General features: G+C 68.1%; 21 protein-coding genes, 1 tRNA gene and 1 other RNA gene. 13 read left to right on the top strand and 10 right to left on the bottom strand.

The genetic code is table 11. The features are described 5' to 3' along the window. Positions 1 to 24: 24 nt before the first annotated feature. The 4 genes from rnpB to RIN18_RS04300 form a co-directional block, all read right to left on the bottom strand. Positions 25 to 384, bottom strand: an RNA gene (rnpB, locus tag RIN18_RS04315) — RNase P RNA component class A. Positions 385 to 399: 15 nt separating this feature from the next. Beyond that, the gene (locus RIN18_RS04310) at positions 400 to 2,097 is read right to left on the bottom strand and encodes a bifunctional 3'-5' exonuclease/DNA polymerase (protein WP_309102711.1); all 1,698 of its coding nucleotides are present in this window, start codon (positions 2,095 to 2,097) and stop codon (positions 400 to 402) included. A 24-nt stretch (positions 2,098 to 2,121) separates the two neighbouring features. Beyond that, positions 2,122 to 2,853, bottom strand: coding sequence for a C4-type zinc ribbon domain-containing protein (locus RIN18_RS04305; RefSeq protein ID WP_309102710.1), 732 nt, complete (start codon positions 2,851 to 2,853; stop codon positions 2,122 to 2,124). Next, entirely contained in the window at positions 2,850 to 3,275 is a 426-nt protein-coding gene (locus tag RIN18_RS04300) for a YchJ family metal-binding protein (protein ID WP_309102709.1), read from the bottom strand. Before RIN18_RS04300 ends, RIN18_RS04305 begins: the two co-directional genes overlap by 4 nt. Positions 3,276 to 3,317: 42 nt before the next feature. Here RIN18_RS04300 and RIN18_RS04295 point away from each other — a divergent pair, with 42 nt between their 5' ends. After that, a complete protein-coding gene (locus RIN18_RS04295; protein ID WP_309102708.1) occupies positions 3,318 to 4,169 on the top strand; it encodes an aldo/keto reductase in 852 nt (283 codons plus the stop codon). 7 nt (positions 4,170 to 4,176) lie between these two features. Here RIN18_RS04295 and RIN18_RS04290 read toward each other — a convergent pair whose 3' ends face one another. Further along, positions 4,177 to 5,067, bottom strand: coding sequence for a TIGR01777 family oxidoreductase (locus RIN18_RS04290; RefSeq protein WP_309102707.1), 891 nt, complete (start codon positions 5,065 to 5,067; stop codon positions 4,177 to 4,179). A 159-nt stretch (positions 5,068 to 5,226) separates the two neighbouring features. Here RIN18_RS04290 and RIN18_RS04285 point away from each other — a divergent pair, with 159 nt between their 5' ends. Together RIN18_RS04285 and RIN18_RS04280 are read left to right on the top strand one after the other, a co-directional pair. Next, positions 5,227 to 6,081 (top strand): MerR family transcriptional regulator, encoded by an 855-nt coding sequence (locus RIN18_RS04285; protein WP_309102706.1) that lies wholly within the window; start codon positions 5,227 to 5,229, stop codon positions 6,079 to 6,081. Positions 6,082 to 6,138: 57 nt separating this feature from the next. Continuing rightward, positions 6,139 to 6,978, top strand: coding sequence for a TrmH family RNA methyltransferase (locus RIN18_RS04280; RefSeq protein ID WP_309102705.1), 840 nt, complete (start codon positions 6,139 to 6,141; stop codon positions 6,976 to 6,978). On the opposite strand, the gene RIN18_RS04275 is transcribed toward RIN18_RS04280, so the two are convergent. Further along, positions 6,972 to 7,187, bottom strand: coding sequence for a hypothetical protein (locus RIN18_RS04275; RefSeq protein ID WP_309102704.1), 216 nt, complete (start codon positions 7,185 to 7,187; stop codon positions 6,972 to 6,974). The two genes, RIN18_RS04280 and RIN18_RS04275, sit on opposite strands and share 7 nt — an antisense overlap. After that, complete coding sequence (locus RIN18_RS04270; protein WP_309102703.1) at positions 7,184 to 7,363, bottom strand: hypothetical protein; 180 nt, start codon at positions 7,361 to 7,363, stop codon at positions 7,184 to 7,186. The genes RIN18_RS04275 and RIN18_RS04270 overlap by 4 nt, the downstream gene beginning before the upstream one ends. 328 nt (positions 7,364 to 7,691) lie before the next feature. Between RIN18_RS04270 and RIN18_RS04265 the strand changes: the two genes are divergently transcribed. The 4 genes from RIN18_RS04265 (at position 7,692) to RIN18_RS04250 (ending at position 10,480) form a co-directional block, all read left to right on the top strand. Beyond that, positions 7,692 to 8,231 carry a sigma-70 family RNA polymerase sigma factor gene (locus RIN18_RS04265; RefSeq protein WP_309102702.1) on the top strand — a complete coding sequence of 180 codons (540 nt, stop codon included), beginning with the start codon at positions 7,692 to 7,694 and terminating at the stop codon, positions 8,229 to 8,231. Further along, a complete protein-coding gene (locus RIN18_RS04260; RefSeq protein ID WP_309102701.1) occupies positions 8,218 to 9,207 on the top strand; it encodes a hypothetical protein in 990 nt (329 codons plus the stop codon). The genes RIN18_RS04265 and RIN18_RS04260 overlap by 14 nt, the downstream gene beginning before the upstream one ends. Beyond that, positions 9,204 to 9,680 carry a hypothetical protein gene (locus tag RIN18_RS04255; protein ID WP_309102700.1) on the top strand — a complete coding sequence of 159 codons (477 nt, stop codon included), beginning with the start codon at positions 9,204 to 9,206 and terminating at the stop codon, positions 9,678 to 9,680. The genes RIN18_RS04260 and RIN18_RS04255 overlap by 4 nt, the downstream gene beginning before the upstream one ends. Before the next feature lie 401 nt (positions 9,681 to 10,081). Then, positions 10,082 to 10,480, top strand: coding sequence for a hypothetical protein (locus tag RIN18_RS04250; protein WP_309102699.1), 399 nt, complete (start codon positions 10,082 to 10,084; stop codon positions 10,478 to 10,480). Positions 10,481 to 10,696: 216 nt separating this feature from the next. Here RIN18_RS04250 and RIN18_RS04245 read toward each other — a convergent pair. Next, positions 10,697 to 10,769: transfer RNA gene (locus tag RIN18_RS04245), tRNA-Val, on the bottom strand. 152 nt (positions 10,770 to 10,921) lie between these two features. On the opposite strand from RIN18_RS04245, the gene aceE reads away from it, so the two are divergent. The 6 genes from aceE (at position 10,922) to RIN18_RS04215 (ending at position 18,536) form a co-directional block, all read left to right on the top strand. Next, the gene (aceE, locus tag RIN18_RS04240) at positions 10,922 to 13,648 is read left to right on the top strand and encodes a pyruvate dehydrogenase (acetyl-transferring), homodimeric type (RefSeq protein WP_309102698.1); all 2,727 of its coding nucleotides are present in this window, start codon (positions 10,922 to 10,924) and stop codon (positions 13,646 to 13,648) included. Between the two features lie 31 nt (positions 13,649 to 13,679). Then, positions 13,680 to 14,876 carry a helix-turn-helix domain-containing protein gene (locus tag RIN18_RS04235; protein ID WP_309102749.1) on the top strand — a complete coding sequence of 399 codons (1,197 nt, stop codon included), beginning with the start codon at positions 13,680 to 13,682 and terminating at the stop codon, positions 14,874 to 14,876. Positions 14,877 to 14,969: 93 nt separating this feature from the next. Next, the gene (locus tag RIN18_RS04230) at positions 14,970 to 15,890 is read left to right on the top strand and encodes an ACP S-malonyltransferase (RefSeq protein ID WP_309102697.1); all 921 of its coding nucleotides are present in this window, start codon (positions 14,970 to 14,972) and stop codon (positions 15,888 to 15,890) included. Beyond that, positions 15,887 to 16,888 (top strand): beta-ketoacyl-ACP synthase III, encoded by a 1,002-nt coding sequence (locus RIN18_RS04225; RefSeq protein ID WP_309102696.1) that lies wholly within the window; start codon positions 15,887 to 15,889, stop codon positions 16,886 to 16,888. Before RIN18_RS04230 ends, RIN18_RS04225 begins: the two co-directional genes overlap by 4 nt. 68 nt (positions 16,889 to 16,956) lie before the next feature. Then, on the top strand, positions 16,957 to 17,205 hold the full coding sequence (locus RIN18_RS04220) for an acyl carrier protein (protein WP_102192880.1): 249 nt from the start codon (positions 16,957 to 16,959) through the stop codon (positions 17,203 to 17,205). An 89-nt stretch (positions 17,206 to 17,294) separates the two neighbouring features. Beyond that, the gene (locus RIN18_RS04215) at positions 17,295 to 18,536 is read left to right on the top strand and encodes a beta-ketoacyl-ACP synthase II (RefSeq protein ID WP_309102695.1); all 1,242 of its coding nucleotides are present in this window, start codon (positions 17,295 to 17,297) and stop codon (positions 18,534 to 18,536) included. Positions 18,537 to 18,679: 143 nt separating this feature from the next. Here the strand turns inward: RIN18_RS04215 and RIN18_RS04210 are convergent, their stop codons facing one another. Beyond that, positions 18,680 to 19,183, bottom strand: a complete 504-nt coding sequence (locus tag RIN18_RS04210; protein WP_309102694.1) for a DUF3145 domain-containing protein — start codon at positions 19,181 to 19,183, stop codon at positions 18,680 to 18,682. 171 nt (positions 19,184 to 19,354) lie between these two features. Beyond that, positions 19,355 to 20,128 carry a hypothetical protein gene (locus RIN18_RS04205; protein ID WP_309102693.1) on the bottom strand — a complete coding sequence of 258 codons (774 nt, stop codon included), beginning with the start codon at positions 20,126 to 20,128 and terminating at the stop codon, positions 19,355 to 19,357. Positions 20,129 to 20,153 lie beyond the last annotated feature (25 nt).

The raw sequence follows: 20,153 nt of genomic DNA, 5'->3' as shown, positions 1-20,153 counted from the left end.
ATCGGGGCCTTCGTCGCATCGGGGCGAATGGGCCGACCTGTACGCCGGGTTCTGTTCCGGGGTTCTTCGCCCCTTCGACGGCCATCTCTCTCGGCGACACGTTGCCGTGCCGCTCCAGCGGTCTACCCGAGGACTCGGCGGGCCGCGTCAACATCCTCTGTCTGACCTTGCTCCGGGCGAGGTTTACCTGGCGGGCCGTGTCACCACGACCCCCGGTGGTCTCTTACACCACCCTTTCACCCTTACCGGGACGAGCCCGGCGGTCTACTCTCTGTGGCACTTTCTCGCGGATCACTCCGGGTGGGTGTTACCCACCGCCCTGCCCTGTGGAGCCCGGACGTTCCTCGGTGCGGTCTCCCGCCACGCGACCGTCCAGTCGACCCATTCGCGAGACCCATCCTACTTCGCGGCGGTGAGCGCGATCCGCAGGTCCAGCGGCACATCGATGGGGAACGAGCCGAACAGGCGCCGGGTGGCGACTGCGGCTGCGTCTCGGACGGCGTCGGCCGCGGCATCCGCGCACTCTTCGGGCACGTGCAGGATCACCTCGTCGTGCAGGAAGAAGGCCAGGTGCGCCTCGCGCGCGAACGGGCCGGATGCCGGTGCCGGCGTCAGGGCCTGCGGAAGCTGCCGCAGGCGGTGCCTGATCTCGGCGAGCCAGATCAGCGACCATTCGGCGGCGGTTCCCTGCACCACGAAATTGCGGGTGAAGCGTCCCCAGTCCCGCGCTCGGCGGCGAGCGAGGGCCACCTCCGCAGCGTCGGCATCGGCGGCCGTGGCCTGAGACTGCACCGAGTTCCACTCATCCGATGGCCGCGGCGATGAACGCCCGAGCCACGTGGAGACGATCCCGCCGTCCTCGCCGATGCGAGCCGCGTCGTCGACGAGACCCATCGCCCGCGGATACACCTTGCGCAGCCTCGGCACCAGGCGACCGCTGTCGCCGGTCGTCGCACCGTACATCGCACCGAGTACGGCGTACTTCGCTTCCTCGCGCGTGCTCACCGCGCCGGACTCGACGACTCCGGCATACAGGTCGGCGCCGCGTGCGGCCGTCGCCATCGCCTCATCGCGCGCCATCGCCGCCAGCATCCGGGGTTCCAGCTGCGCGACGTCGGCGACCACCAGCGTCCAGCCGGCGTCGGCGCGCACGGCCGGCCGGAGGCTCCGCGGCACCTGCAGAGCACCGCCGCCGGAGGACGCCCACCGCCCGGTGACGACACCACCGGTGATGTATACGGGGCGGAAGCGGTTCTCGTGCACCCACTCCGCCAGCCACGACCACCCGTTGGCGCTGAGCAGCCGGGAGAGCTTCTTGTAGGCCAGCAACGGCTCGATCACCGGATGCTCGTATTTGGCGAGCTCCCACCGCCCTGTCGATTCGGCATGCACTCCCACGCGATGAAGCGCGCGCAGCAGCCGCGGCTGACTGTCGAGGTGCAGCTGGGGATCGCCCAGCAGCTCGCGCACGCGATCGCCGAGCTCCACCATGCGGCTCGGCAGACCACCCGCGATCGGACGCGTGCCGAGCGTCTCGGTGAGGATCGCCTCGTGCGTCGCCACGTCCCACGGCAGGCCTGCCGCGCGCAGCTCTTCCGCTACGAGGCCGCCGGCCGACTCCGCGGCGCACAGCAACCCGAGGCGCCCGTCGGCGGCAGCACCGATGACCTGACGCTGCGCCCTGTACTGATCGAGGACTTCTGCGACAGGGTCCGCTGCGGCTCGCTCCACGACGTCGAAGAGGGCCGGCGCCTCGGCGATCGGCTCCCGAGAGGTCCAATCGGAGGAAGGGGGAAGCGGATGCGGCACGGCGGCGGTGTCGCGAAGGATCGCGTGGCTCAGCATGAGGTCGTGCGTGCGGGTCATCCGAGCGCCGGCAGACAGAAGTCCGGGGTAGATCTCCCTGGCGCTGCGGATGATCCAACGCGGATTGTCCCGCTCCGCGTCGCGGACCCACTCGGCGAGCACGGACCGCTCCACCGTCACCCACTGTCGCTCGCGCCCCGCCTCGTCGACGTCGATCGCCGTGAACCTGCCGGGTCCGCTCTCGACGAGAGCGATGCGGCGTTCCTCGCGCGGCCCGGGCGGTGATGTCACCGACTCATGCGCTTCGGAGCGCGATCACAGGCCGGACTCCTCCGTGCGGACGAGGATGCAACCGCACTCGGGGCACGAGACGACCGCCTCCGGTGCGGCACGCCGGATGTCATTGAGGTCGGTGCCCGAGAGCATCATGCGGCACCCCTCGCAGGTCGCTCGCGTCAGCAGCGCCGCGCCGGAGTTCTTTGCGGCGCGTCGCTCATATTCGGCGACGAGGTCAGCCGGGAGAGAACCGACGATGGCCGCACGGTCACGCCCGAGTTGCGCTACGAGGTCGGTCGCCGCTGCCATGTCCGCCTTCGCCTGCACGGTGATCGCGGTGCCCTCTGCGGTCGTCGCGTCGATGAGCGCCTGCTGCGCGGCGACGGCGGCCTCGGCATCCTCGAGTCGGCCCATCACATCGAGCTCGGCATCCTCGAGATCACTGAGGCGCTTGGCGAGGCTGGCGAGTTCGTGCTCGAGCGCCTGCGCCTCCTTCGAGTTCGCCGAGGCGGCGAGGCGTTCCGCGTCGCGCGCCCGACGCTGCTCGGCGACCGTGACGTCGGACTCCAATCGCGTGAGCTCGGTGCGTGCGTCGTCGCGCGCTCCGGTCAGCGCGGTGAGTTCGCGCAGCTGCTGCTGGCGGAGCGCCGAGAGCTCACTGATCCTCGCGGCCTGCGCCGGTTGCGTGCGCGCACGCTCGGCCTGCGCGATGCGCCGATCGAGGTCGGCGACGTCGAGCAGGGTGCGCTGGTTTTCGGGGCTGGCGTTCACATTCCCAACTTAGCCGCTGGGGCGACATCCCCGTCGACGTACAGCCAACGACGATCCTCACGCACGAAGCGGCTCCGCTCGCGCAGCATTCCGCGTGCGTCGGTGGCGCGCCAGTGCGCCTCGAACTCGACAACGCCGTCTCGATCGAACGGCCCGCCGCGCTCTGTGTCCACGATGACGAGCCGGCGCCACTCGACGTCGTCCTCGAGTTCGATCGAGTGCGGCCGCGTGGACGGATGCCAGCTGGCGAGCAGGTGGTCGGCCCGGCCGAGGGCGAATGCGGTGTAGCGGGATCGCATCAGCCGCTCCGCGGTAGGTGCGGCCGTGCCGTCGACGACAGGCCCGCAGCACCTGTCGAAACGGTCTCCGGAGAAGCACGGACATGGCGCGTCTCGGAGAGCGCCGGCACCTGCTGAGACCATCGCTCCAGCGTACGCTGGAGGCAACCGACTCGAAGGAGCACCGTGAGCACCCCGTCCGTCACCGTCCCCCTGTTCACCGCGCACAACGGCTTCGCCCTGCCCGCGATCGGGCTCGGTACGTACGGTCTCAACGGCGAGGCCGGCGCTGCGGCCGTCACCACCGCGCTCGGCGCCGGCTATCGACTGGTCGATTCTGCCTTCAACTACGAGAACGAGGGTTCCGTCGGGCGCGGGGTCGCCGACGCGGACGTCGATCGCGCACAGATCATCGTGACCACGAAGCTCCCCGGACGCCATCACCGCACCGAGCGTGCTCGGACGAGCATCGAAGAGAGCCGCTTCCGGCTGGGTCTGGACGCGACCGATCTGCACCTCATCCACTGGCCGAATCCGAGTCAGGACGAGTACGTGCAGGCGTGGAGTGCACTGGTCGACGCGCGGTCACGCGGCACCGTGCGCCAGATCGGAGTCTCCAACTTCCTCCCGGAGCACCTCGAGCGCGTCGAGCGGGAGACGGGCGTGCGCCCGGTCGTGAATCAGATCGAAGTGCACCCCTACTTCCCCCAGGAGGACCAGCTCGCGTACCACCGCGACCGGGGCATCATCACCGAGGCGTGGAGCCCCCTCGGGCGAGGGCGGGAACTGCTCGAGGAACCGGTGATCGTCGAGGTCGCGGCAGCGCACGGGATCACCGCGGCCCAGGCGGTGCTGGCCTGGCATGTCGCGCGCGGCACGGTCGCCATTCCCAAGGCCGCATCCCTCGAGCACCAGATCTCGAACCTCGCTGCCGCGTCCGTGCAGCTTGAAGATGCCGAGGTCGCCGCTATCAGTGCGCTCGGCCGCCCCGATGGCCGGCTGTTCGACGGTGATCCCAGGACGCACGAGGAGTCCTGACCCCGGGTCAGACGGCGGCGGCGACCGCCGCCTTCGCCGTCGAGTGCGTGAACACGAAGCCGGTTTTCTCCAGTACGGCGGGCCGCACGTCGGCATCCGAGACCAGCAGCGAGTCCGTCGCCGCCCGGCTCAGGGCCAGCCGCATCGCCCACGTCGGCGCCGGAAGCCAGAACGGGCGGCGCATGCGCTGAGCGAGCGCGCGGCCGATCTCGTTCGCTGACGCCGGTGTCGGACCCGTCAGGTTCACCGGCCCGTCGAGGTCCGCGTCGATGACGTGCCGGATCGCCCTCACCTCGTCATCGAGGGAGATCCAGGGCCAGATCTGAGTGCCGGGACCGACGGGCCCGGCGACGCCGAACGCCGTCAGCCGGATGAGAGGCGCCAGCACGCCCTGTCGGTGGATGACGGGAGCGGTGCGCAGGAGCGCGATGCGCGCGTCTTCTCCGGCTCGCCGTGCTTCCTCCTCCCAAGCGACGCAGAGCTTCGCGAGGAAGGTGTCTCCGGCGGGTGACTGCTCGGTGAGCACACGGCCGGGAGTGGAACCGTAATAGCCGACCGCGGACGCGGAGACGAACGCGGGAGCGTCAGCAGCGAGTGCGCGCACCGCTGTCGCGATTGTCCTGGTGGATCGGCGGCGAGACCCGACGAGTTCCGCCCGGTAGCGCCGCGTCCACGGGAGCCGCCCGACGCTCGCTCCTCCGAGCGCGACGACCGTGTCCGCACCGGCGAGAACGTCCGGATCGAGGTCCCGCTCCCCCGGCGCCCACTGCCGTTCATTCGCGTGTCGCGGCGGACGTCGCACGAGAGTGGTGACCGTGACGCCGTCGGCTCGAAGCGACTCCGACAGCGCCGAGCCGATGAGTCCCGATCCGCCGCTGATGACGATCCGTCGAGCCATGGCCGCCTCCGATGGTCAGCGAGTGTCGCCCGCATACCGGTGCGATTCCCCCACACTAATCGCGACCGGCGAAGGGTGCCGGTGCCGGACTGAACATGGATGGGAGGATGAGTACGACATCAGCCGGAGAGGCAGAGGGAGGACGGCTGGACTGTGGCCATGAACGTTCCCGAATCGATGGCGCCGTGGCTTCGCGCCGTGGCCGGCGAGGAGTACACCCCCCGACCGGCGCGTGAGCTGACGGTGGGCGAAGTCGCCTCGCTGGTCGGGATCAGCATCCGCACCCTGCATCACTGGGATGCCGTCGGCCTGGTGGTCCCTGACGGACGAACCGCCGGAGGCTACCGTGCCTACTCCGCTGATGATGTGGGACGGATCCACCGCGTGCTGGTGTATCAGGAACTCGGATTCAGCCTCACGCAGATCGGCGACCTGCTCGACGACCCCGCCGTCGATGAGACGGCGCAGCTACGTCAGCAGCGGGCCCTGCTGGAGGAACGCATCGGCAGGCTGCAGCGGATGGCGGGAGCGGTCGATCAGATCCTCTCCTCTCGCGAATCCGGAACGACGCTCACCGCCCGGCAACAGGCCGAGATCTTCGGCCGCGGCTGGCGCGAGGACTGGGCGGTGGAGGCCCGCGAGCGCTGGGGCGCCTCCGATGAGTGGTCGCAGTTCGAGCAGAACGCCACCGGCCTCTCGGATGCCGAACGGCGACGGATGAACGCGGAGGGAGAAGCCCTCTACGCCGAACTGGCAGAAGCGAAGCGCGCCGGGGTCACCGCGGGGAGCGACGCGGCGAACAGTCTCGCGGAGCGTCACCGGGCGATGATCGGTCAGATGTTCGCGTGCACGCACTCGATGCACGTGTGCCTCGGTCGCCACTATGTCGAAGACGGACGATTCCGCGCCCACTTCGACGACCTGGAGCCCGGCCTCGGCGGCTGGCTCGCGACGGTCATCGATGCGAATGCCCGCCGCCACGGGATCGACCCGGCGACCGCCGCCTGGGAGTGAGGCCGGCGGTGCGCCCCGCTTGACCCTGACGTCGCGTCAACCCTCACGCTGAGTGACATGATGCCAGCGACGATCATGGAGACGCCGACCGCCAGGACGTGGGGGCAGTCCGTCGACAGCGCCCGTCATCCGGTCGCGCGACGCACTGCCGATGTGCTGCGCAGTCGCTCAGCGACGCCGAATGTCTTCATCATCGACGACGAGGAGAACATCGCGCAGGCGGTCGAATCCGGCATCCTCCTCGACAGCATCCACGCCACGCACTCCGCCGTTCGCCGTGATCCTCGGCTGCTCGGCGATGTCGACCCCGCCGTGCCCCGCTTCGTCATCTCTGACAGCGTCGCGCGAGACCTTTTCGGCGATCAGAAGCAGGCGCGCGTGTTCGCGATCGCCCGCGCGCCGCGACCGTGGTCACTGGACGAGCTCGCGCGACGGCCGGGCGACATCGTCATCCTCGACGGGGTGCAGCTGGTCGGCAACATCGGGGCGATCGCCCGCACGGCCTGCGCGCTGGGGGCCGCGGGACTCATCCTGCTCGAGAGCGGCCTGCGTACTCCTCTGGACCGTCGCCTCATCCGAGCAAGCCGCGGCCTGGTGTTCGCCACGCCCCTCGTCGTCGCGACCCGCGTGCAGTGCGCCGCCTTCCTCGCACGAGAACGGATCACCATCGCCGCCCTCACGGCGGATGCCGCTCAGCCACTGCACACGATCCGCACCGTCGAGGAGCGCCTCGCCCTCGTTCTCGGTGGTGAACGCCACGGCATCTCCGCTGACCTGGAGGCGGTCACCGACCACCGGTACGCGATCCCGATGAGCTCGAACGTCGAATCGCTGAACGTGTCGGTCGCGGCCGGCATCGCGCTCTACGAGCACCTGAGCCGACACCGCACTCAGTGAGCGGATCGGAGCGAGACTGTCGCCGGTCGCGTGCGCGACGGCGTGCGAGTCCGGCGACGTTCCGCTCCCCGTGCGAACTCGCGCACGACGAACGAGATGAGCACGACGCAGGCCATCAGCATCGCGCAGAAGATGACCGCCACCGCCTCGGCGACGTAGAAGGTGGCCGAGAGCGTCGACTCGCCGGCGCTGCGCAGCACGTTCATCATCGCCCGATCGGCGAGGTCGCGGCGACCGGTGTGGCCAGTGCCATCGTGCTGACGTATGCCGTGGCGCGAGTCCGCACCGTGACCAGCGACCCTGCGGCAGCGGTGAGAAGCGCGTAGGTCGCATCGACCGGCGGCTCTCCGGTCTCGACGTCGTCGCGTTCGATTCCTGCGGACATGACGGGCTCCATTCGTTGTCGGGGCATCTGTGTCCACGATCCCCGACGGAGCCGACCGCGTCATCGTACGGGAGTATCAACTTGCCGTAGTCCGCTGGGACTACGACAGGTGCGAGACGGCGACCACCAGATACGGCACGGACATGGACGTCAGGACGAGATTTCACCCACACGACCGACACCTGAACGGCTGCGGCGCCCGTACATCTCTTCTCGTTGCCGATGAAGCGAAGTCCTTACTCACTTCACCAACGTGCTTTCCGGGTCGCAGACCGAGGCTACAGTGGGCCGGTAGAGCCACCATAGACGGCGCCGGGAGTCGATAAGCGTGACAAGGAAGAACTCCCCGGAAGAGCGCCGGCTCGCGGGTGAGGCCTTCCGCGAGATGTTCGACCTTCACTTCGTGCGGGTCCTTCGATTCGTCGAGGGTCAGGTCTCCGACCACACAGCCGCTGAAGACATCGCGGCGGAGGTCTTCAGCGTGGCATGGCAGAAGTTCGACCGACGCGACCCCTTCGGCCTCCCGTGGCTGATCCGCACGGCCATGCACAAGACACGCGACTTCCAGCGCCGGGAGGACCGGAAGAAGAATGCGATGGCCACTGTCGAGCGGATGGCAGAAGTCGCGTCGGAGCCCGTTGACTCGCTTGACATCATCGCCCTCGAAGAGGCCCTGCGTCAGCTCTCCTCCAGCGACTTCCAGGTCATCCGACTGACGTACTGGGACGGGATGACGGCGGGCGAGGTAGCAGAAACCCTTCGGATTCGCCCGGGGTCGGTGTGGACGCGTCTGCATAGGGCCCGCAACCGACTCAGGAACTTCCTCGATGTCGCGCGGAAGGTAGGTGAGGTCGATGAACGACGATGAGCTCGATGAGAAGCTCCGTCTGCTGAATCCGGCGAGCACGCCCTCCGGGGCGCCGCTCACGGCCCGTCAGCTCGCGGTACGGGAACGGATCATCGCCACACCTGTCCGTCGGCGAACGCTGGTACTCGCTGCTGCGATTACCGCGCCTGTGGCGGCACTGAGCGTCATCGTGACGATGCTCTTCGCGGTGCTCGGGCCCGTTGGGCAGCAGCCGGCAGTGGCCTACGGCCCGGCGCCTCTCTCCTATTCAGAATCACCCCTCACCGCAGAGGAGGCCATTCGCATGGCACAGAACCATCTGGCCGAGGCTGTCAGCCCCGTTCCCCCGGCTCCGCAGCGGGCAGCACAGTCCACGTCATGGCGGCTGGTAGTCAGCGACCAGGGTGAACCCCAGGAGGTCACGTTCATCGAGCCCATCGTGACCGAGCTCTCGTGGCAAGCCGACCTCTCCGGGGTGCGGAGAGTAACTGCGGGCGAGACGTACACGGCGGATGGAGACCAGGCGCTGGCATCAGGACTCAAGCCCGGAACGCTCATCGACGAAACCCACTTCGCTGCCGGCGAGTACCCCGCGATACTTCAGGACGCCGCCCTGCTGGATGAGGAACGTATCCGTGGACTCCTGAACGAGTACGCACCCCTCGCCGCCGGCGCGCCCGCGGGCGATGCTTTCTGGGCCGTGCTGGACGTCTTCGGGGAATGGACCCTCACGAACGAACAGCACGCCAGGTTCCTCGGAGCACTGTTGGACTACCCAAACCTCAAAGTGCTCGGGACGACCCAGGACCGGCTCGGTCGCGACGTACTCGGTCTGCAGGCGAGCATGAGCACGCCCGGTGAGACTGCAACGCTGCTCCTGTCGACCACGACGGGCCGAATCGTCGGCATTGAGACTTCGGTCACGAGCGCTGAGCATCCACTGGCCGTTCCCAAGGGGACGGTCATCGCCTACATCCTCTGGAAGGACAACGCATGATTCGTGCCCTCGCCGCTCTTGCCCTTGCCGTCGGCCTCGCTGGCACTCCCAGCGCTGTCGCCGCCACGCAGGCTCCTGCCGAAGACCCTCATCCGGCCGTTAAGTACGCCCTCGCAGCCGAGCCCGGAGGCATCGCCGTGACCGAGACGAGCGGCTTCTGGCCGGAGCTCGGGATGCGCTTGAACGTACTGCCGTCCGAGCCGCAGGCCGCCGCAGTCCTCGCAGTCGGCGATTGCGCCACCGGCGCCATCTGCGCATACTCGGCAGCAGGTCAGGCGGGGGTGAAGCTGACGTGGTCATCCTGCGGCTCGAAGTCGACGGCAGCGCTCGGAATTGTCGGTTCCATCGCGAACGGTCGCTCTGGCACACTCTCGGCGCGTCAAGGAACGACTGTGAGGGCGTCTGCCGGCTCGAATTCGTACGCCAACGTGCCCGTCTCCTTCCGGGCGTCCATCACGAACGTCTACTGCTGAGCACGCAGACGCCGGATGTTCTCGAGCTGCTCCGCAGTGCCCTTCGGACTGGCGACCCGAGACATGCCCGGCGCCCGCGTCATGTCTGCCGATGCGAGGAAAGGCCCGTGGTTGTCAGCCAAGAGCCGCTCTTTCGCGCGCACGGAGGTGCATCTCAACACCCTCGCAGGGACCGGGCCCATCCAGACACCTGTGATGAGTGCTGCAGGGGTGAGCTGAACGAGGCAGCTCACCCCTGCAGCGAGGGTCGTTTCATCCTCGCCGATGAGGACACCCGGCGTGGACTTCACGCCGCCGGCTCTGTCAACCCTGTAGGCGGCTTCCGCGTTCCGGCGTAGGTTTCCGTCACGAGCTACCGCTCGAGGGCGTCAACCGTCCGATCCGCACAGAAGGAGAACACCATGTCCAACATGCCTCCCACGAACCCTCCCGGTTCAAACCCGTACCCCACAGCTCCTCAGCCCGGTGTGGGCCAGCCCGCGCCGGCTCAGCCCGCCGCTCCGCAGCAGCACCACGTCCCGCAGGCAGGGCAGCAGGGCGGCCCCGCCCCTGCCAAGCAGCACAGGCCTCACCGGTCGTCGGAGACCAAGCCTGCGTTCCTCACGACGGAGTTCTACACGTTCATCTTGGTGTCGCTCGCGATCCTGATCGCGGCAGCAGTCGTCGACAACGGCGAGGACGGGCAGGGCTTCGGAGCCGACAAGGCGTGGTGGTACGTCACCCTTCTCGCCGTCGGCTACATGATCAGCCGGGGCCTGTCGAAGGTGGGCAGCCGCTCGCGGAACCACTCCGACCACTGACACGGACGATGGATGCCGACGCCCATGGGGCGTCGGCATCCGCCATGCATACGGGTGCCGTACGTACTCCGCTGTGGACGTCGCACGCATCCATCATGTGCTGGTGCACCAGCAGCTCTGGTTCAGTCTGAACCGTATTGCTGCGATCGTTGATACGAGCTCAGCCAAGCGTGACCGGCTCGGCAAGGTGAGCCGAGAATCCCGGAGTTCTCCGAGTGGGCCCTGCCGGGATCGAACCGACGACATCCACGGTGTAAACGTGGCGCTCTACCAGCTGAGCTAAAGGCCCTGACGTGCCCAGTCTATCCGTCGCCCGATGCGCGACGGATCTGTCCAAGAGGGCTAGGCTGAAATCGGCGCGCGTTGTGCACAGCCGACAAGGCTGCCCGTGTCGCTTCCCGTTTCCCGGCGAGACCCGCCAGCTTGACGAAAGGCTCCACCGTGACCGTCCACGACCAGGATCCGTACTCCCAGGGCCCCCACGACAGCGATCCGGAGGAGACCGGCGAGTGGCAGCAGTCGCTCGATGAGCTGGTGGATGCGAAGGGCCACGGCCGCGGGCGTGAGATCATGCTCAGCCTGCTCAAGCGCTCCAAGGAACTGCACCTGAATGTGCCGATGGTGCCGACCACGGACTACATCAACACCATCGCACCCGAGAACGAGCCGGAGTTCCCCGGCGACGAAGAGGTCGAGCGCCGCTACCGTGCGTGGATCCGCTGGAATGCCGCGGTCACCGTCCACCGCGCGCAGCGTCCGGGCATCGGCGTCGGGGGTCACATCTCGACCTATGCCTCGTCGGCCGCTCTCTACGAGGTCGGCTTCAACCACTTCTTCCGCGGACTCGACCACCCGGCCGGCGGCGACCAGATCTTCGTCCAGGGTCACGCCTCCCCCGGCATCTATGCCCGCTCCTTCCTCGAGGGCCGGCTCACCGAAGACAACCTCGACGGGTTCCGCCAGGAGCAGTCGCGCGCGCCGCACGGCATCCCCTCGTATCCGCACCCGCGCCAGATGCCCGACTACTGGCAGTTCCCGACCGTCTCGATGGGACTCGGTCCGATCAACGCCATCTATCAGGCGATGTCGAACAAGTACCTCGAGAACCGCGGCATCAAGGACACCGCCGACTCGCAGGTGTGGGCGTTCCTCGGCGACGGCGAGATGGACGAGGTCGAGAGCCGCGGCCAGCTCCAGGTCGCCGCCAACGAGGGCCTGGACAACCTGAACTTCGTCATCAACTGCAACCTGCAGCGCCTGGACGGACCGGTGCGCGGCAACGGCAAGATCATCCAGGAGCTCGAATCCTTCTTCCGGGGCGCCGGCTGGAACGTCATCAAGGTCGTCTGGGGCCGCGAGTGGGACGACCTGCTCGCCCGCGACACCGACGGCGCGCTTCTCAACATCATGAACGTCACGCCCGACGGCGACTACCAGACGTTCAAGACCGAATCCGGCGCGTACATCCGAGAGAACTTCTTCGGACGGGATGAGCGCGCGGCGGCTCTGGTCAAGGACTACACCGACGACCAGATCTGGCAGCTGAAGCGTGGCGGCCACGACTACCGCAAGGTCTACGCGGCATACAAGGCGGCCGCCGAGCACAAGGGGCAGCCGACCGTCATCCTGGCCAAGACGGTGAAGGGTTACGGCCTCGGACCGCACTTCGAGGGCCGCAACGCCACCCACCAGATGAAGAAGATGACGCTGGACAATCTCAAGACGTTCCGCGACACCATGCACATCCCCATCACGGACGCGCAGCTCGAGGAGAACCCGTACCTGCCCCCGTACTACAACCCGGGACCGCAGGACGAGACCATCCAGTACATGCTCGAGCGCCGCAAGAACCTGGGGGGCTTCCTGCCCGAGCGCCGCTCGACCCACGTCGGCCTTTCGCTGCCGGACGACTCCGCCTATGCGCTCCCCAAGAAGGGGTCCGGAACGCAGGAGATCGCGACCACGATGGCGTTCGTCCGCCTGCTGAAGGATCTGCTGCGCTCGAAGGACTTCGGCCACCGGATCGTCCCGATCATCCCCGACGAGGCGCGGACCTTCGGCATGGACGCCTACTTCCCCACGGCGAAGATCTACAACCCCAACGGCCAGCACTACACCTCGGTCGACCGGGAGCTGCTCCTGGCCTACAAGGAGAGCCCGCAGGGTCAGATCGTCCACGTCGGTATCAACGAGGCCGGCGCGCTCGCGGCGTTCACGGCGGCGGGAACGTCGTACGCCACGCACGGCGAGCCGCTCATCCCGATCTACGTCTTCTACTCGATGTTCGGATTCCAGCGCACCGGTGACGCCCAGTGGGCGGCCGCCGACCAGATGGCGCGCGGGTTCATCATGGGTGCGACCGCCGGCCGGACCACGCTGACCGGCGAGGGCCTGCAGCACGCCGACGGTCACTCGCATCTGCTGGCGTCGACCAACCCGGCGACAGTGTCGTACGACCCCGCCTACGGCTACGAGATCGCGCACATCGTGCGCTCAGGGCTCGAGCGGATGTACGGCGGCAACCACCCCGACCCGAACGTGATGTACTACATCACCCTCTACAACGAGCCGCTGGTGCAGCCCGCCGAGCCCGAGGGGGTCGACGTCGACGGGATCGTCCGCGGCATCCACCGCGTCGCCGCGGGCGAAGGCGAAGGCCACCGCGCCCAGCTGCTCGCCTCGGGTGTCGGTCTGCCCTGGGCGCTCGAGGCGCAGGAGCTGCTGAAGAACGACTGGGGCGTGGTCGCCGACGTGTGGTCGGTCACCTCGTGGACAGAGTTGCGTCGCGACGGCCTCGCCGCCGATGAGCACAACTTCCTCCACCCGGACCAGGAGCCCCGCACCGCGTACCTCACCGAGAAGCTGCGCGATGCTCAGGGGCCGGTGGTCGCGGTCAGCGACTACATGCACGCGGTGCAGGATCAGATCCGCCCGTGGGTCCCGCAGCGCTTCGCGACGCTCGGTGCCGACACCTTCGGCTTCTCCGACACCCGCGCCGCCGCGCGCCGCTTCTTCAAGATCGACGGACCGTCGATCGTGGTGCGCACGCTCCAGTCGCTCGCCGAGGACGGTGCCGTCGATCGCTCGCTCGCAGCGCAGGCCATCGAGAAGTACCGCCTGCACGACGTGAACGCCGGGACCAGCGGCAACGCGGGCGGCGAAAGCTGAGCCCTCTGTGACAGGATCTCCCGCCACGGCCATGGACAAGGCCGCTACTCTCGCCTGGCTGCGCCGGATCTCCGGCGACATCGCCTCGGTGACGATCAAGCGGCTCGAGGACACCCTCCCCTGGTACGCCGACATGCCACCGGCCCGACGCTCTGCGGTCGGGTTGGTGGCGCAGGCCGGCATCACCTCGTTCATCCAGTGGTACGAAGACCCGACCTCCACCCCGTGGATCGCCGCGGACATCTTCGCGGCTGCCCCTCGCGAACTGCTTCGGAGCGTCAGCCTGCAGCAGACGCTGCAGCTGATCCGCGTGACGGTCGAAGTGACGGAGGAGCGGGTCGCCGGGCGCGGCAACGACCTCCGAGAGGCGATCCTGCTCTACTCCCGCGACGTCGCGTTCGCCGCCGCGGACGTCTATGCCCGCGCCGCCGAGGCTCGCGGCCTCTGGGACGCACGCCTCGAGGCGCTGGTCGTCGATTCGATCCTCACCGGCGAGGCGGACGAGGAACTGCCCAGCCGCATCGCGGCTCTCGGCTGGCACGGTCATGGCGAGGTCGCTGTGCTGGTGGGAACGACTCCCCCCCAGTTCGACGTCGATCAGGTGCGCCGCACGGCTCGCAAGCTCGCGGTCGACGTGCTCATCGGGGTGCAGGGTTCGCGCCTCGTCCTCGTGCTCGGTCGCGCTCGCATCGCAGGTCAAGAGGGCGAGGAGGACGAACTCGGCTTCCAGGAGATCGCCACCCGCCTGGAGCCCTCGTTCGGACCCGGCTACGTCGTGCTGGGGCCTGCCGTGGCGGCGCTCGTGGACGCGAGCCAGAGTGCGCGCGCGGCCCTCGCCGGATTCGCGGTCGCTCGTGCCTGGCGCAGTGCTCCTCGCCCCGTCGAGGCAGATGATCTGCTTCCGGAGAGAGCGCTGGCCGGCGATCCGCTCGCGAAGCAGACGCTCATCGAGCGGATCTTCCGCCCGCTGCAGGCGCACTCGACCGATCTGGTGACGACGCTGTGGAGTTATCTCGACAACGGACGCTCCCTCGAGGCGACGGCACGCGAACTGTTCGTCCACCCCAACACCGTGCGATACCGCCTCAAACGGGTCAGCGAGGTCATCGGCTGGGATGCCACCGGCCCGCGTGAGGCGCTCATCCTGCAGACGGCGCTCATCCTCGGCTCCATCGGCGCCGCCGAGCAGGTACGTCGCCGGCCTGCGCTGCGCCGCCCTGCCCGCTGAACGACCCGCGGCTGTACGCCACACACAAGCGTTTCCCGCAATCTTGTGATGGATCATCCACCACGGCCCGCCGATCGTTGGCAGACTGGTGAGGTGATTGTCGTCGTATGCCCAGGTCAAGGTTCGCAGACCCCCGGATTCCTCTCGCCATGGCTCGAGTTGGACGGGGTGGCTGACCGCCTCGCCGAATACTCGGATGCGGCAGGCGTCGACCTCCGCGAGCACGGCACGGTCTCGGATGCCGACACGATCCGCGACACGCGCATCGCGCAACCCCTCATCGTGGCGGCGTCGCTCATCGCGGCAGACGCGCTGACCGGGCGCGCGGGCCGCCGCGCCGACGGCATCGCCGGGCACTCGGTGGGTGAGATCGCTGCGCTCGTCGGCAGCGGTGTCGTCGACGCAGCCACCGGGATGCGTCTGGTCGGCATCCGCGGTAGCGCGATGGCGGATGCCGCAGGCCGCACTCCGACGGGGATGAGCGCCGTGCTGGGTGGCGACGAGCAGGCGGTCCTTGATCGCCTCGCGGAACTCGACCTGGCACCGGCGAACTACAACGGCGGAGGTCAGCTCGTCGTCGCCGGAGCACTTCCGGCTCTCGCGGCGCTGGCCGAGCAGCCGGTGAAGGGCACCAGGGTCATCCCGCTGCAGGTCGCCGGAGCGTTCCACACCGCGTACATGGCCTCCGCGGTCGAGGCACTGCGCACGGCCGTGGCAGACGTGAACCCCGCTGATCCCGATATCACCCTGTGGACAAATCGCGACGGCTCGACGGTCACCGACGGGGCTCAGGCGCTCACATACCTTGTCGACCAGGTCTCGTCCCCCGTGCGATGGGACCTCTGCATGGCCTCGTTCGCCGAACACGGCATCACCGGGTTGATCGAGCTCGCCCCCGCCGGCGCTCTCACCGGACTCGCGAAGCGCGGACTGCGCGGTGTTCCGACCGTGGCTGTGAAGACCCCCGAAGACCTTGATGCGGCCGTCGCGCTGCTGAACGGAGAAGCCGCATGACCCCGACGCTGACCCAGAACACGGGTCCCGCCTTCACGCGGATCTACTCCTTCGGCGCCGCGCGTGGCGAACTCACCGTACCGAACAGCGACCTCATCGGTCCGATCGACTCCAGCGACGAATGGATTCAGCAGCGAACCGGCATCGTCACGCGATCCCGCGCCGTCAAGGACACCGACGCGATCGATCTCGCGACGGCTGCTGCTGCTGAGGCCATCGACAAGGGCGGCGTGCCCGCTGAACAGGTCGACCTCGTGATCGTGGCGACGGTGAGCAACCCCAAGCAGACCCCGTCGGTGTCCGCCATCGTCGCCGATCGCGTCGGAGCCAACCCTGCGGCCGCCTACGACGTCAACGCCGCCTGCGCCGGGTACGCCTACGCGATCGCCCAGGCCGATGCCCTCATCCGCGCCGGAGCTGCGCGCTACGCACTGGTCATCGGTGCTGAGAAGCTGTCTGACATCGTCGACCCGACCGATCGCAGCATCTCATTCCTGCTCGGTGACGGCGCCGGCGCCGCGCTCATCGGACCGAGCGAGACGCCGGGAATCGCGCCGGCGGTGTGGGGATCCGATGGCTCCAAGGCCGATGCAGTCGGGATGAACCACACCCTCACCGACTTCCGCGACGGAGCTGCCCCCTGGCCGACGCTCCGGCAGGAGGGCCCGACGGTGTTCCGGTGGGCTGTGTGGGAGATGGCCAAGGTCGCCCGGGAGGCGCTCGAGAGGGCCGGAATCGAGGCATCGGATCTCGCCGCGTTCATCCCACACCAGGCGAACATGCGGATCATCGACGAGTTCGCCAAGCAGCTGGGGCTCCCCGAGACCACCGTCATCGCCCGCGACATCGAGACGACCGGCAACACCTCTGCGGCGTCGATCCCCCTCGCCAGCCACCGCCTGATGGCCGAGCACCCCGAACTCTCCGGCGGGCTCGCCCTGCAGATCGGCTTCGGCGCAGGTCTCGTCTTCGCCGCCCAGGTCGTCGTCCTCCCCTGAGAAGCGGGCGATCTTGCCTAGACTGTTCCACGGTTCCGAATACAACCCGCAAGAAAGAGGAATACCACATGGCTTTCACCAACGATGAGGTCCTCGCCGGCCTCGCAGAGCTCATCACCGACGAGACCGGCATCTCCGCAGACGAGGTCGCCCTCGAGAAGTCGTTCACCGACGACCTCGACATCGACTCCATCTCGATGATGACGATCGTCGTCAACGCCGAAGAGAAGTTCGGTGTCACCATCCCCGACGACGAGGTCAAGAACCTCAAGACCGTCGGCGACGCCGTGAACTTCATCGTCGCGGGCCAGGAGTAACTCCGACGGATGCCACCCCGCTCGTCGAGCGGGCGTGGCGTCCTCACCTCCGTCACCCCGACGCACGTCCGACAAGGAACCACACCCCCATGACCAAGCGCATCGTCGTCACCGGCATCGGCGCCACATCCGCCATCGGCGGGACGGCACCGGACAACTGGACCAACCTGCTCGCCGGGATGTCCGGCACCCGCACGCTCGAACACGACTGGGTTCAGCAGTACGAGCTGCCCGTGACCTTCGCCGCTGAGGCCATGGTCCGGCCCGAAGAGGTCCTCCCCCGGCACGAGGCGAAGCGTCTCGACCCCTCCTCCCAGTTCGCGTTGATCGCGGCGCGGGAAGCGTGGGCGGACGCCGGCTCCCCCGAGGTCGCCCCGGAGCGGCTCGGCGTCGACTTCGCCACCGGCATCGGCGGGCTGTGGACGCTGCTGGACGCCTGGGACACTCTGCGCGAGAAGGGTCCGCGGCGCGTGATGCCGATGACGGTGCCCATGCTGATGCCCAACGCCGCGGCGGGCAACCTCTCACTGCAGTTCCACGCACGCGCGTATGCGCAGACGGTCGTCAGCGCATGTGCCTCCAGCACCGAATCGCTGATCCACGCCTTCCATCACCTGCAGGACGGACTCGCCGACGTCGTGATCGCCGGCGGTACGGAGTCCTCGATCCACCCGATCACGATGGCGTCCTTCGCATCCGCGCAGGCGCTGTCCCGTCGCAACGACGACCCGGCGCACGCCTCCCGGCCCGGCGCCATCGATCGCGACGGCTTCGTGATGGGTGAGGGCGCAGCAGTGCTGATCCTCGAGACCGAGGAGCACGCCACGGCGAGAGGCGCGCGCATCTACGCCTACCTCGTCGGAGGCGGCATCACCGCAGACTCGTACCACATCACCGGCAACGACCCGGAGGGAACGGGAGCGGCACGCGCCGTCATCCAAGCGCTCGAAGAGGCCGGCGCAACTCCCGACCAGGTCACGCACATCAACGCGCACGCCACGTCGACCCCGGTCGGTGACCCGAACGAGTACGTCGCCCTCAAGCGCGTGTTCGGAGACCGGCTCGACGAGATCCCGGTTTCCGCCACCAAGGCGTCGACGGGCCACCTGCTGGGCGGAACGGGTGCCCTGGAGGGTATCTTCGCCATCCTGGCGCTCCGGGACCGTGTCGCACCGCCCACGATCAACATGACCCAGCAGGACCCGGCGGTCCCTTTCCTGCTGTCCGGCGATCCGATCCCGCTCGGCGACGGACCCCAGCTCGCGATCAGCAACTCGTTCGGCTTCGGCGGGCACAACGCCGTCGTCGCATTCGCCAGCGCCGACGACTGAGCGCCCCCACATGAAACGGCCCCCGGTTGATCCGGGGGCCGTTTCGTGTGGGCAGGATTCGCGTTCTCAGGGTCCGGGAGTGATCGCCGGCATCCGATACTGACGCCTCCTGTCCGGGTTCGCCGCGGCTGACCGCTTCCGCCTCAGCCGACCTTGTGCAGCCACACCACGCGGGCGTCATCGCTCGCGTGACGGAACGGCTCCAGCTCCTCGTCCCAGGCAGAGCCCAGGGCGATGTCGAGTTCGCGCTGCAGCTCGACCGCGCTGCCGGCGGCGATCTCCATGGCGTAGCGGATGCGATCCTCGCCGATGACGATGTTGCCGGCGGCATCCGTCTGCGCATAGTGGATGCCGAGGTCGGGCGTGTGCAGCCAGCGGCCGCCGTCGCTGCGCGGTGTCGGGTCCTCCGTGACCTCGAAGCGAAGGTGCTCCCAGCCCCGGATGGCCGTCGCGAGTGCGGCGCCGGTGCCGACGGGCCCGTCCCAGTAGAACTCGGCACGGCGGGCACCTTCGAGCACGGGTTGGTCTGCCCAGTCGAAGTTCACCGCACGACCGATAGCGCGTCCGACCGCCCATTCCAGGTGCGGGCAGAGCGCGCGAGGGGCGGAGTGAATGTACACCACTCCGCGTGCGTAAGCCGTCGCCATGATCTCTCCGTTTCATCAGGTGCGTCTTCCCCAACGACCTGAACCACGAAGCGTGGCGAGAATATGCGGTTATAGGGCGATTATCGCCCACTTCGTGCGGAATCACAAGCGTGTCATTCGGGGGACGAAAGCCCCGGCATCGGCCGGGGCTTTCGTCGGAGCCGAGGACTCTCAGGCTTCGCTCATCGCCTGCTTCACCTGCTGGCCCTTGGCGGCGTAGTAGGCCGCACGCGCGGCGTCCCTGCGCGCCTGCTCGGCATAGCCTGCCTCGAGCACGTCCTGCGGAACCTCGACGTTGGGAACGTCGCTGGTGCCGTGGTACTTCTCGATGTAGGCGTCGAGCTCGGGACCGGAGGTCCACGAGGTGATCAGGCAGTAGCGCGGCTCGTCGCCGTTGTGCGTCGCCGCGTGCCAGAGACGCTGCGTGTCGACGATCAGCTGCGCTCCTGCCGGCAGCGCTATGCGGTACTCGATGCTCGGGTCGGTCCGGTTCTCGCGCAGGACGAAGTAGCTGTCCTTGTCGTCGGTGAGGTTGAAGAATCCTCGGACCACCCAGCCGGTACCGTCGGGGTTCAGACGGTTGTTGTCATCCTGGTGCAGGTTGTAGAGGCACTCGCCGTAGGGAGTGGGCTGCAGTTCGATCACCCGGCAGCGGCCGACGTTGGCGCCGGGTTCCTGCGCGCGGCGCGCGAGATTCGGGGCCTTCGCAACCTGGGAATCGATCCAGACGCCGTCCTTGTCGGTGCGCGGCGGCTTGTGGTTCCAGAAGCCGTTGCACTCGATCTCGCCGAAGGCACTGGCCAGCGGCGCGAATCGGGTGTCGCCCGAAGACTTCCAGTCGTTGTACTCGATATCCAGCCACTCTTTGGGGTCGAGCTCCTGGTCGTAGCTGTCGAGGACGACGAAGCCCTTTTCCTCGAGCGCAGCGGACTTGATGTATCCCATGATCGAGTCATGTTCCTTTCATCGG

This window comes from Microbacterium sp., assembly GCF_031179285.1.
In the GTDB taxonomy this organism is placed as follows: Bacteria; Actinomycetota; Actinomycetes; order Actinomycetales; family Microbacteriaceae; genus Microbacterium.
The sequence above is the reverse complement of the archived record's forward strand: the minus strand, read 5'-3'. Positions and strand labels throughout refer to the sequence as shown.

Coding starts and splice junctions, on each gene's coding strand:
- RIN18_RS04300 (WP_309102709.1), bottom strand. CDS start 3,275: ATGGTCTCAGCAGGTGCCGGCGCTCTCCGAGACGCGCCATGTCCGTGC.
- RIN18_RS04290 (WP_309102707.1), bottom strand. CDS start 5,067: ATGGCTCGACGGATCGTCATCAGCGGCGGATCGGGACTCATCGGCTCG.
- RIN18_RS04285 (WP_309102706.1), top strand. CDS start 5,227: ATGAACGTTCCCGAATCGATGGCGCCGTGGCTTCGCGCCGTGGCCGGC.
- RIN18_RS04280 (WP_309102705.1), top strand. CDS start 6,139: ATGATGCCAGCGACGATCATGGAGACGCCGACCGCCAGGACGTGGGGG.
- RIN18_RS04275 (WP_309102704.1), bottom strand. CDS start 7,187: ATGATGAACGTGCTGCGCAGCGCCGGCGAGTCGACGCTCTCGGCCACC.
- RIN18_RS04270 (WP_309102703.1), bottom strand. CDS start 7,363: ATGTCCGCAGGAATCGAACGCGACGACGTCGAGACCGGAGAGCCGCCG.
- RIN18_RS04260 (WP_309102701.1), top strand. CDS start 8,218: ATGAACGACGATGAGCTCGATGAGAAGCTCCGTCTGCTGAATCCGGCG.
- RIN18_RS04255 (WP_309102700.1), top strand. CDS start 9,204: ATGATTCGTGCCCTCGCCGCTCTTGCCCTTGCCGTCGGCCTCGCTGGC.
- RIN18_RS04250 (WP_309102699.1), top strand. CDS start 10,082: ATGTCCAACATGCCTCCCACGAACCCTCCCGGTTCAAACCCGTACCCC.
- RIN18_RS04235 (WP_309102749.1), top strand. CDS start 13,680: ATGGACAAGGCCGCTACTCTCGCCTGGCTGCGCCGGATCTCCGGCGAC.
- RIN18_RS04225 (WP_309102696.1), top strand. CDS start 15,887: ATGACCCCGACGCTGACCCAGAACACGGGTCCCGCCTTCACGCGGATC.
- RIN18_RS04220 (WP_102192880.1), top strand. CDS start 16,957: ATGGCTTTCACCAACGATGAGGTCCTCGCCGGCCTCGCAGAGCTCATC.
- RIN18_RS04215 (WP_309102695.1), top strand. CDS start 17,295: ATGACCAAGCGCATCGTCGTCACCGGCATCGGCGCCACATCCGCCATC.
- RIN18_RS04210 (WP_309102694.1), bottom strand. CDS start 19,183: ATGGCGACGGCTTACGCACGCGGAGTGGTGTACATTCACTCCGCCCCT.
- RIN18_RS04205 (WP_309102693.1), bottom strand. CDS start 20,128: ATGGGATACATCAAGTCCGCTGCGCTCGAGGAAAAGGGCTTCGTCGTC.